Genomic DNA, 11380 nt, shown 5'->3' with positions numbered 1-11380 from the left:
ACGGGGGAGGGGGAGGCGGGAGCGGGCGGTCAGCCGGTCCGTGCGGGTGGGGTGACCGGGGCGTACCGCACCGGCGGGCCGGGGTCGTCCGGCAGCCGGTCGGTGAGGAAGCCGTAGGCCCGTTTCAGGGCGGGGTCGGTGAGCGAGCGCCACCAGCGGTCGATGCCGTACCAGCCGGGGGCGGCCAGCGCCCCGCCGTGGTGGCGCACCGACAGCCCGGCGGCGAGGACGGCGAACCGCAGCCGCTCCTCCAGTGGCCAGCCGCCGAGCGAGGCGGCGACGAAGCTCGCGCCGAACACGTCACCGGCTCCCGTCGCATCGAGGACATCGATGTCGAGCGCCGGGACCTGCGCGTACTCGCCGGTCGTCTGGTCCACCGCGAGGGCGCCGTCGCCGCCGCGCGTCACCACGGCGACCGGCACCAGCTCGGCGAGGGTGCCGAGCGCGGCGACCGCGCTGTCGGTGCGGGTGTACGCCATCGCCTCGGTCTCGTTGGGGAGGAAGGCGTGGCACAGGGCCAGTTGGTCGAGCAGGTCGCGGGACCACCGCTGGGTGGGGTCCCAGCCGACGTCGGCGTAGATCTGCGTGCCGTCGGCCGCCGCCTTGCCGATCCAGGCGCGCGGTTCGGCCTCCAGGTGCACGAGGGCCGTACGGGCCCCGGGCGGGTCGCCCATCAGCACGTCCTGCGAGTACGGCGGCTCCTGGCCGTGGGTGACCAGGGCCCGGTCCTGGCCGTGGGCGAGGGCGACGGTGACGGGGGTGTGCCAGCCGTCGGCGACGCGGGAGAGCGACAGGTCGACGCCCTCCTGGCCGGCGATGACCTCCTGGCAGTGGGCGCCGTAGAAGTCGTCGCCGAAGACCGTGGCCAGCGAGGTGCGCAGGCCGAACCGGGACGCTGCCACCGCCAGGTTCGCGATGCCGCCGGGGCCGCAGCCCATTCCGGCCGTCCAGATCTCCTCGCCCGGCGCGGGCGGCCTGCCCAGTCCGGTGAGGACGAGGTCGTAGAAGAGCAGCCCCGTCAGCAGCACGTCGGGCCGGTCGTCGTCCACGGGAACGTCCTCTCGTTCGGGCGGGGGCGTCGCGTCGATGGGTGGCTCACCACGTCGACCGGTGGCTTCGTCACACGGATCGGGCGGGTTCGTCGGGTCGATCGGGGGTTCGTGACGGGGATCGGGTGTTCGTCAGAACTCTTCATTTCGGTGACCGGAATCGTGCGCCCCTCGGCGAGATTGGTCAATACCCGAGCAGAACTGAGCATAGATTTGATTGAAGATGACGAGTAGTGTTCACGCCGTGCTGGCAGAACGACGACATCAACTCATCCTGCGGGCCCTGCGCTCCGGCGGTCCCGCGGCCGTGACCGATCTCTCCGAGCAGTTGGGCGTGAGCCCCGCCACGGTCCGGCGCGACCTGCTCAAACTCGAGGAGGAGGGCCTGCTCACGCGGGTCCACGGCGGCGCCGTCGCCGACGAGGGTGACCAGCCCTTCGCCGAGGTCGCCGAGGTCCGGGTGGCCGAGAAGGACGCCATAGCGGCGTGCGCCGCGGCCATGATCACGGACGGCCAGTCGGTCCTGCTGGACATCGGCACCACCGCCTACCGGCTCGCCCGTCAGCTGCACGGCCGTCGGCTCACCGTGATCACCAGCAACCTGGTGGTCTACGAGGAACTCGCCGACGACGAGGGCATCGACCTGGTGCTGCTCGGCGGCATGGTCCGCCGTGAGTACCGCTCCCTGGTCGGCTTCCTCACCGAGGACAACCTGCGCCAGCTGCACGCCGACTGGCTCTTCCTCGGCACCAGCGGGGTGCGGCCGGGCGGTGAGGTGATGGACACGACGGTCGTCGAGGTGCCGGTCAAGCGCGCCATGATCAAGGCGGGCGGAAAGGTCGTCCTGCTGGCGGACGCGGCGAAGTTCCCGGGTACGGGCATGGCGAGGGTCTGCGGTCCGGAGGACCTGGACGTGGTGGTGACCGACGCTCCGGTGGACCCGGCGACCCGGTCCTCCCTGGAGGAGGCGGGCGTCGAGGTGGTCCTGGCAGGAAAGGTGCAAGCGTGAAACTGACGATTCTGGGCGGCGGCGGGTTCCGGGTGCCGCTCGTGTACGGGGCGCTGCTGACGGACCACGCCGAGGGACGGGTCACCGAGGTCGTGCTGCACGATCTGGATGACGGTCGACTGCACGCGGTAGCCCGTGTACTGGCTGAACAGGCGTCGACGGTGGCCGACGCCCCCACCGTGACCGCGACGACCGATCTCGACGAGGCTCTGCGCGGTGCCGACTTCGTCTTCTCCGCGATCCGCGTCGGTGGCCTGGAGGGCCGGGCGAACGACGAACGGGTCGCCCTGGCGGAGGGCGTCCTCGGCCAGGAGACGGTCGGCGCGGGCGGCATCGCCTACGGTCTGCGCACGGTGCCCGTCGCCGTCGACATCGCCCGGCGGGTGGCCCGCCTCGCCCCCGACGCCTGGGTCATCAACTTCACCAACCCGGCCGGTCTGGTCACCGAGGCCATGTCCCGCCACCTCGGCGACCGGGTCATCGGCATCTGCGACTCGCCGGTCGGCCTCGGCCGCCGTATCGCGCGCGTCCTCGGCGCGAACCCGCGCGAGGCGTTCATCGACTACGTCGGCCTCAACCACCTCGGCTGGGTGCGCGGCCTGCGGGTCGCCGGCCGGGACGAACTGCCGCGTCTGCTGGCCGACTCCGACCTGCTCGGCTCCTTCGAGGAGGGCAAGCTGTTCGGCGTCGACTGGCTGCGGTCCCTCGGGGCGATCCCGAACGAGTACCTGCACTACTACTACTTCAACCGCGAGACCGTGCGCGCCTACCAGCAGGCCGAGAAGACCCGCGGCGCCTTCCTGCGCGACCAGCAGGCGCGGTTCTACGAGGAGATGCGCCGGCCCGACGCCGCGGCACTGACCGCCTGGGACCGCACCCGGGCCGAGCGCGAGGCGACCTACATGGCCGAGAACCGCGAGACCGCCGGCGCCGGCGACCGCGACGCCGACGACCTCTCCGGCGGCTACGAGAAGGTGGCCCTCGCCCTGATGCGGGCCATCGCCCGGGACGAACGCACCACCTTGATCCTCAACGTCCGCAACCAGGGCGCCCTCTCGGTGCTCGACTCGGACGCGGTCATCGAGGTGCCCTGCCTCGTCGACGCCAACGGGGCCCATCCCGTGGCCGTGGCCCCGCTGCCCGAGCACGCGACCGGCCTGGTCTGCGCGGTGAAGGGGGTCGAGCGGGAGGTGCTCGCCGCCGCCGCTTCGGGCTCGCGCGCGAGCGCGGTGAAGGCCTTCGCCCTGCACCCGCTCGTCGACTCGGTGAACGTGGCCCGCCGGCTGGTCGAGGGCTACACCGCCGTCCATCCCGGTCTGGCGTATCTCCGGTAGGGACCCGAGTAAGCGCTTTCCCTCCGCGTCCCGTACGTTCCGTTCCAGCAGTCTGCCCGTCCCGGTTCCCTGGAGACTCCCCATGCACGACGAACGCCGCCGGATCGAGGAGCGCGTCGAGCGCGTCCACCACCAGCGCATCAAGCCCGCCGTCTACGCGGCCACCGTGCCCTTCGAGGTCGAGGCCTGGCAGGCGCCGGGCGAGCCCGTCCCGTTCGCGGAGGCCGCGGCCGCGTCGTACGAGCCCTTCGCGATGGGCACGCCCTGGGGCCCGCCCTGGGGGACCACCTGGTTCCGGATGCGCGGCCGGGTGCCCGCCGAGTGGGCCGGCAGGCGGGTCGAGGCGGTCATCGACCTCGGCTTCGTCGGCGACTGGCCCGGCAACCAGGCCGAGGCCCTGGTGCACCTGACCGACGGCACCCCGCTGAAGGCGGTCAACCCGCTCAACCAGTACGTGCCGATCGGCAACCCGGCGACCGGCGGCGAGGTGATCGACTACCTGGTCGAGGCGGCCTCCAACCCCGACATCCTGGCGAACGACTTCGCGGCCCCGACGCCGCTCGGCGATGTACTGACGGCAGGCGACCGTCCACTGTACACATTCCGCAGCGCCGACCTCGCCGTCCTGGACGAGCAGGTCTTCCACCTCGACCTCGACCTCCAGGTCCTGCGTGAACTCATGGTCCACCTCGGGGAGCACGAGCCGCGCCGCCACGAGATCATGCACACCCTGGACCGCGCCATGGACGTCCTGGACCTGGACGACGTCTCCGGCAGCGCCGCCGCCGTCCGTGAGGTGCTCGCCCCCGCCCTGGCCCGTCCCGCCCACGCCAGCGCCCACACCGTCTCCGGCGTCGGCCACGCGCACATCGACTCCGCCTGGCTGTGGCCGATCCGCGAGACCAAGCGCAAGACCTCCCGCACCTTCTCCAACGTCACCGCGCTCGCCGACGAGTACGACGACTTCGTCTTCGCCTGCTCGCAGGCCCAGCAGTACGAGTGGGTGCGCGACAACCACCCCCAGGTGTGGGCGCGCATCCACGAGTCGGTGAAGAAGGGACAGTGGGCGCCGGTCGGCGGCATGTGGGTCGAGTCCGACGGCAATCTGCCGGGCGGCGAGGCCATCGCGCGCCAACTGGTCCACGGCAAGCGGTTCTTCATCGAGCACTTCGGCATCGAGACCAAGGGCGTCTGGCTGCCGGACTCCTTCGGCTACAACGCCGCCTACCCGCAGCTCGCCAAGCTCGCCGGCAACGACTGGTTCCTCACCCAGAAGATCTCCTGGAACCAGACGAACAAGTTCCCCCACCACACCTTCTGGTGGGAGGGCATCGACGGCACCCGCATCTTCACCCACTTCCCGCCGGTCGACACCTACAACGCCCGCTTCAGCGGCGAGGAGATGGCCCGCGCGGTCCGCAACTACTCCGAGAAGGGCGCCGGCACCCGCTCCCTGGCCCCCTTCGGCTGGGGCGACGGCGGCGGCGGCCCCACCCGCGAGATCATGGAACGGGCCCGCAGGCTCGCCGACCTGGAAGGCTCGCCGAAGGTCGTCGTCGAGCACCCCGACGCGTTCTTCGCCAAGGCCCGCGAGGAGTACGAGGACGCCCCGGTCTGGAACGGCGAGCTGTACCTGGAGCTGCACCGTGCCACGTACACCTCCCAGGCCCGCACCAAGCAGGGCAACCGGCGCAGCGAACACAAGCTCCGCGAGGCCGAGTTGTGGGCCACGACGGCCGCACTGCACGCGCCGGGCTACGTGTACCCGTACGAGAGGCTCGACCGGCTGTGGAAGACGGTCCTGCTGCACCAGTTCCACGACATCCTGCCGGGCTCCTCGATCGCCTGGGTGCACCGCGAGGCGGAGGCCGAATACGCCCGTGTCGCACAGGAGCTGGAGGTGCTGACGACGGAGGCGGTCGCCGCGCTGGGCGGCGGCTCCGGGGAGACCCGGTTCTTCAACACCAGCCCGTTCGAGCGGCGCGAGGTGGTGCGTGACCGTGAGGGCCGGGCCGGCTTCGTGAGGGTACCGGCGAACGGAAGCGCCCCCCTCGCCGACGACCGGCCCGACGACACCGTGGTCGTGGAGGACCGGGTCCTGGACAACGGTCTGGTCCGCGTGGAGCTGGCCGAGGACGGCACCCTGGCCTCGGTCCTCGACCGGCGCTTCCGGCGCGAGGTCCTCGCCGGCCGGGGCAACCTGCTCCGTCTCCACACGGACCTGCCCAACTACTGGGACGCCTGGGACATCGACAAGCACTACCGGAACCGGTACACGGAACTCCTGGACGTCGAGTCCCTGACCGTCGTCGAACGGGACGTGCTGGTCGGCTCCATCCGCGTGACCCGTGCCTTCGGCAAGGGCTCGACCATCACCCAGACCATCACGCTGCGCGCCGGCAGCCCCCGCATCGACTTCGAGACCGAGATCGACTGGCACGAGGCCGAGAAGATCCTCAAGGCGGGATTCCCGGTGGACGTCCGGGCGGCCCACTCCTCCGCGGAGATCCAGTTCGGCCACGTCCAGCGGCCCACCCACACCAACACCAGCTGGAGGCGGCCCGCTTCGAGGTCTGCGGCCACCGCTGGGTGCACATCGGCGAACCCGGCTACGGCGTCGCGGTCCTCAACGACTCGACATACGGCCACGACGTCTCCCGCACGGTCCGCGAGGACGGCGGTACGACGACCACGGTCGCCCTCAGCCTGGTACGCGCCCCGCGGATCCCGGACCCCGAGGCCGACCAGGGCAAGCACAGGTTCACGTACTCCCTGCTCCCGGGAGCCACGATCGGCGACGCGGTCGCCGAGGGCTACGCCCTCAACCTGCCGCTGCGCATGGCCGACGCGGCGGGCGCGCCGACCCGGTCGTCTCCGTCGACGGCGAGGGCATCACCGTCGAGGCGGTCAAACTCGCCGACGACGCGTCCGGCGATGTCGTCGTCCGGCTCTACGAGTCGCGCGGCGGCCGGGCCGCCGGCACCCTGCGCACCGGCTTCCCCCTCGCGGGCGCCCAGGTCACGGACCTGCTGGAGCGGCCGCTGGAGACCGCCGCCACCGACGGCGCGGGCGGCGTCCCCGTCCAGCTGCGGCCCTTCCAGATCCTGACGCTCCGGCTGAGCCGTACCACAGGGAGCTAGGGCCTGTCGTTTGGGTCAGGTCGCAGGAAATCGACAGCGCTGTTCAGTGTTGGTGAGCGGGGTCCGGTGCGTGCGGCCGCAAGGCGGAGGAGGGCGTCGACGCGGAGCGTCGGCAACCGACGACAACGCGGCGGATGCGCGTGCCGGACCCCGCGTCTCCAGATCCGACAGCTCATGACGACGCACCATGCACCACATGATCCCCCATCAGGACTCTTTGAAGACACTGCCTAGTACTGCAACGGTGCTTGTTCTGAATGCTGGGCAGTTTTCAAGGGCTGTGTCCGCGTCGTTTGTAGTGACTCAACCGTGCTTGGTACTGCCGTCTGCGGCGCCATGTCGACCAGTGCAGGATGTGGTCGGTAGGGGTGGGGCGGCGGTTGGTGAGACGGGTGATCAGGCGTCGGATCTCGGCGAGGCTGAGGTGGATGAGCGGGGAGGATCCGTTTCTGCTTTCTCCGTGTCCAGCTGGCGGGCTCGCAGGACGGTGAGGCAGGCGTGGGCTGCCATGGCGAGGGTCATGTGGCGGTGCCAGCCGGGGTAGCGGCGGACCTGGTAGTCGTCCAGGCCGCATTCCTGTTTCGCGGTCTGGAAGCATTCCTCGACGGCCCAGCGGCTGCCCGCAATGCGGATCAGCTGGTCCAGGGTGGTGTCGGCGGGCAGTAGGCGATGTAGTAGGAGATCTCCTCGGGCCGGCTGACGCTGCGGCGGGCGATGACCCAGTGCCGGCGGTCTTCGCGGTGCCAGGGCCGCACCTCGACCCGGGCCCAGTCGTAGATCCGACGGCCATGTGCTCCTTCGCCGCAGGATCGGCGTTTCCACTTCTGCCGCGGCAGGCCGGGAAACAGGTCGTGGACGGGGTGGTCGAGGGCCCAGCGGGTGACGACGGTGTCGTGCCGGGTGGTGGCCATGACGTGGAAGACATCGGCCTGTTCGAGTTCGAAGCGCCAGCCCTTGCTGAACCCGTAGGCGGCATCCGCGGTCACCCACCGAAACGGGATCCGGTCCGCGATGGCCTTGCGGACCATCGCCTTGGCCATGACCACCTTCGTCTCGAAAGCGACCTCGTCGCCGATTCCGGCCCGGCGGCAGCGTTCCCGGTCGTCCGTCCATGACGTGGGCAAATAGAGCCGCCGGTCGATCAGGGTGCGTCCCCGGCCGGTGGCGTAGGCAAGGAAGACGCCGATCTGGGAGTTCTCCGTGCGGCCCGCGGTGCCGGAATATTTCCGCTGAACCCCTGCCGAGCAGGTGCCCTTCTTCAGGAAGCCGGTGTCATCGACGATAAGCACTGCTTCGCGGTCACCGAGATGGTCGACCACGTAGCGGCGTACATCGTCGAGGACCTCGTCGGCGTCCCACTCGATCCGGTTCAGCATCCTCTGGATACGGTCCGGCCCGCCGTGGCCGGCCTCCTCGGCCAGCGTCCAGCCGTTCTTGCGCTGCAACGGAGCGATCAGGCCCCGCATATAGGCCAGCGCCGACTCCCTCGGCTCCGACCTGCTGAACCGGTGCACGAACCGCCCGTGCACAGCATCCAGTTCACTCGCCCACACACGCACATCAGCAAGGTCCCCACCCATAACCACACCAACGACCAACCTGGCGAGCAGTCACGGCAGACACCGTTGCAGTACTAAGAACCGCACTGACAAGCCCTCGATCAAATGACCCGGATCAGTCCCACCAGTTGAACATCAGCTCGCCGACTGTGCTGGGATGCCAGTAACGCACCTGTTCCAACTCTGCTTCGGCGAGCTCGCTGGTGTCAGCCGCGGCCAACGGCATGCTCAGTTCTTCGACGCCCAGCAGGCGGAAGCCGCCCAGCTCAAATGCGTCCGCCCATGCGGGTGGGGACGTGAAGTCCGCCAGAGGCGCCCCAGCCTGCGGAGACCTCGCCACAAAGGCAACGACCGGGAGCACGGTGTGGCACAAGACGGTCGACCGAATGCCTGGGGCGGTGATCAGAGCCATATGGAAATTCGGCGTGACCCCGGCCGAAGTCACTTCGCCGACTGTCGCCCGAATCGACCGGGCCGCCACATGGCAGGCGGTCTTGAAAGCCACGACGTCCACCTGCGGCACCGGGGCATCGCCTTGCCCCCAGAACCCGGTGGCTCCTCGCACGACGCGGTTCAACGCACGACTCGACTCTCATTTTATCCGTCAGGTCTGACAAGGATGCCACGCGACCGAGCCGAGTGAGGTTTTCTCAACGAAAGTCATCGCCAGGCGTTGTTGAGGACGAGTGCTGCCTTCGCGATGGCGCTGATACGGCGGGGGCTGAGGGTGACGCGCTTGAGGGTGCGCCAGCGTTCCTTGAGCTCGGCCGCTGCCCGTTCTCCCAGGGCCTGGACGCCCCGCAGGAGCGCATTGTAGGTCCGGTTGTCGCAGTGAAGTTGCAGGTGGGAGCTGCCGCGGGGTTTCTTGATCGGATGGTGGATGCCGATTCCGGCACCCTGGTATCCGGCGTCGGCGAGCGTGGGCAGACCGTCGGCGGCTGCCTTGTACAGGGCGGGCAGGCAGTGCTGGCGGGCCGCGGTGATGTCCGGTACCGAGCCCGGCTCGGCGTCCGAGACCCATAACGGGGTGCCGTCCGGGGCGGACAGGAACTGCACGTTCGCGCCGAAGGCCTTGTGCTTGGCCGAGTACCAGGTGTCGACCTCCCGGCCTTCGGCGTTCAGGTGGGCGCCGGCCACCCGGTCGGACTCGATCAGCGTGCCGTCCAGGACCACATGCGTCAGGCCCCCGCGGCGGCAGCGGTCCAGTACGTCGTGCAGGTCGGGTGCCTGCTCGGCGAGGACATCGATCCCCTCGTGCAAATACCGGTAGCCGGTGGCCTGCGAGACGCCCGCGCCCCGGGCCAGGCAGTGCACACAGGACCGGTCACGGAACCAGCGCAGCACCAGCATCGCCTGCCGGAACGGGCCCAGGGCCCGCGAACCCTTCGGGGTACCGATACGGCGTCGGTGAGCGGCGAGGAGTCTCGCCAGCACCTCGACGACAGGGCGCGGAACGTCGAGCATGGCAGGATAGGTGACCAACGTGGAACCCCTGGGTGTTACGGACATGATCTTCGCAGACCTGTCCTACCAGGGGTTCCACGCCCTATCCTCAGCCGTCGTCACACCCCCGGCGACGGGCGACGTCGCTTCGAAAGACCGTCACTATGACCTCCGAGCAATCGCCGAGCCTCTCCGCCGCCCTTCTCTCCTTGCTCGAGGGAGACGGGCGAGATCCTCTCGACCGCATCGACGACATGGTGGAGGCCCTCGACCGCGCCATCCTGCGGGACGTCCTGCACGACGTCAGCCATGGGATGGCAGCTCAAACTCTCGCCCGTGCGGTCATCGCACTGGGGAGCCCCTTGCTCCAACACACCAACCTGCCCCAGATTGCGCTCACGCTGGAGGCTGCCCGGGCATACGCAGACAGTCCGGACGACAAAACCAAGCAGGCATACCTCGAACGCGCCACCCACTCCTACCCGTACGGGCCTGGCGACGGTCACCTCGGACTTGATGACCGCGGCTGTGAGCCCGGCAGCGGCTGCACCTCCGGCGCGGGAACCCTCCGACAAACCGCCAACGCGCTGGGTGGAGACACCGCGCTACACGCACTGGCAGCCGCGCTGTCACCCTGGCTGCACGCCCACCCGGACTGACTCACCTTGCGCCGATCTACCTACAGCGGGGCCGCAGCCAAGCTCAAGGCACCTTGACCCGCGTGGAGCTGAATTTCGTTGAGAAAACCTCAGTGATCACGCGCCGTTTCTGCCACCGCCGGAGTCCTCTTCAGAGCCAGTCTCAGTGACGAGGTGGGGAATTACGTGAACTTACCCCTGGGGAAATACGCGGTTCAGGCCGCGATTCCGTGAATCCCCAGGTCGGCGTACGACTGCCGGAACGTTTCTCGTGGGATAGCCCTGGTATGGGGGCTGCTGCGGTCGAGGATGTGCTGTTTCCCGGGATCGATGTGCGTGTCACGGCGGTGCACGCCACAGAGGAGAGAGTCGCTGTGGAGGCGTCGTCGTGTGGGCAGCCGCCGGCCTGTCCGGACTGCGGCTGGCCGGGACGTCGCGTGCACTCCCGGTATGTGCGCCGTGTGGCCGAACGCCCCTTGGTGGGGCGGGCGTTGGTGATCCGGCTCAGGGTGCGCCGCTTCTTTTGCGAGCGGGCGTCTTGCCGTCGGCGGACGTTTGTCGAGCAGGTCCCGGATCTGAGCGAGCGGTATCGCCGTCACAGCGTTGGGCTGCGGCGATGGATGCGGGCCGTCGCTACGTTCCTGGGCGGTCGTCCCGGTGAACGCCTGTGCCGGGTCCTGCAGTTACCCACCGGCCGTACTCATCTGCTGGGCCTGCTGACGGCCCCGGTGGTGCCCGAGCGTGCGCCGCGGGTGCTGGGTGTCGACGAGTTCGCCTTCCGCAAGGGCTGGCGCTACGGAACCGTCCTGGTCGACATCGAAGCGGCCCGCGTGGTCGATGTCCTGCCCGACCGGGACGCGGCCTCCTTCGCCACCTGGCTGCGCGAACATCCCGGCGCGGAGATCATCTGCCGGGACCGGGCCAGTGCCTATTCCAGTGCCGTCCGTGAAGCCGTTCCAGAAGCCCAGGAGGTCGCCGATCGCTGGCATTTGCTCCACAACCTCTCCTCCGCGGTCGAGAAGACGTGCCACCAACACCGCTCCTGCCTGCGCAAACAGGCCGAAGCCGATCGCGATGCGGAGCCCCGGCGGATCATCAATCCCCTGCCACCGCCGACGCTGCCGCCCACGAAGATCGCTGTCCGCACTGTCGACCGGTACTCCGACATCCATCGCCTGCTTGGGCAGGGGCACTCCGTCTCCGAGATC

General features: G+C 69.6%; 7 protein-coding genes and 2 pseudogenes. 5 read left to right on the top strand and 4 right to left on the bottom strand.

What is annotated here, in order from left to right; all coding sequences use genetic code 11:
- Positions 1-29: 29 nt before the first annotated feature.
- Complete coding sequence (locus BM536_RS07025; RefSeq protein WP_094102695.1) at positions 30-1049, bottom strand: carbohydrate kinase family protein; 1020 nt, start codon at positions 1047-1049, stop codon at positions 30-32.
- Between the two features lie 244 nt (positions 1050-1293).
- Here BM536_RS07025 and BM536_RS07020 point away from each other — a divergent pair, with 244 nt between their 5' ends.
- From BM536_RS07020 to BM536_RS07010, 3 genes and pseudogenes are all read left to right on the top strand, one after another.
- Positions 1294-2058 carry a DeoR/GlpR family DNA-binding transcription regulator gene (locus BM536_RS07020; protein ID WP_073499577.1) on the top strand — a complete coding sequence of 255 codons (765 nt, stop codon included), beginning with the start codon at positions 1294-1296 and terminating at the stop codon, positions 2056-2058.
- Positions 2055-3392 carry a 6-phospho-beta-glucosidase gene (locus BM536_RS07015; RefSeq protein WP_094102694.1) on the top strand — a complete coding sequence of 446 codons (1338 nt, stop codon included), beginning with the start codon at positions 2055-2057 and terminating at the stop codon, positions 3390-3392. The genes BM536_RS07020 and BM536_RS07015 overlap by 4 nt, the downstream gene beginning before the upstream one ends.
- A gap of 82 nt (positions 3393-3474) precedes the next feature.
- Positions 3475-6532 (top strand): annotated as a pseudogene (locus BM536_RS07010) (alpha-mannosidase).
- A 396-nt stretch (positions 6533-6928) separates the two neighbouring features.
- Here the strand turns inward: BM536_RS07010 and BM536_RS07005 are convergent.
- From BM536_RS07005 to BM536_RS06995, 3 genes and pseudogenes are all read right to left on the bottom strand, one after another.
- Positions 6929-8112, bottom strand: a pseudogene (locus BM536_RS07005) (IS701 family transposase).
- A gap of 94 nt (positions 8113-8206) precedes the next feature.
- Positions 8207-8596: a hypothetical protein gene (locus BM536_RS07000; protein ID WP_143650826.1), complete on the bottom strand. Its 390-nt coding sequence runs from the start codon at positions 8594-8596 to the stop codon at positions 8207-8209.
- A gap of 155 nt (positions 8597-8751) precedes the next feature.
- The gene (locus tag BM536_RS06995; protein WP_073499908.1) at positions 8752-9573 is read right to left on the bottom strand and encodes a transposase family protein; all 822 of its coding nucleotides are present in this window, start codon (positions 9571-9573) and stop codon (positions 8752-8754) included.
- Positions 9574-9698: 125 nt separating this feature from the next.
- On the opposite strand from BM536_RS06995, the gene BM536_RS06990 reads away from it, so the two are divergent.
- Both BM536_RS06990 and BM536_RS06985 read left to right on the top strand, forming a co-directional pair.
- The gene (locus BM536_RS06990; protein WP_073499910.1) at positions 9699-10193 is read left to right on the top strand and encodes a hypothetical protein; all 495 of its coding nucleotides are present in this window, start codon (positions 9699-9701) and stop codon (positions 10191-10193) included.
- A gap of 266 nt (positions 10194-10459) precedes the next feature.
- A partial coding sequence (locus BM536_RS06985) for an ISL3 family transposase (RefSeq protein ID WP_107439560.1) occupies positions 10460-11380 on the top strand: 921 nt, incomplete at its 3' end.

It is taken from the genome of Streptomyces phaeoluteigriseus, assembly GCF_001896135.2.
GTDB classification, from domain to species: domain Bacteria; phylum Actinomycetota; class Actinomycetes; order Streptomycetales; family Streptomycetaceae; genus Streptomyces; species Streptomyces phaeoluteigriseus.
This window is presented reverse-complemented; position numbering and strand designations above follow the sequence as displayed.

Excerpts from the sequence above, each read along its gene's own strand:
- BM536_RS06990 (WP_073499910.1), top strand. The coding sequence starts at position 9,699 with ATGACCTCCGAGCAATCGCCGAGCCTCTCCGCCGCCCTTCTCTCCTTG.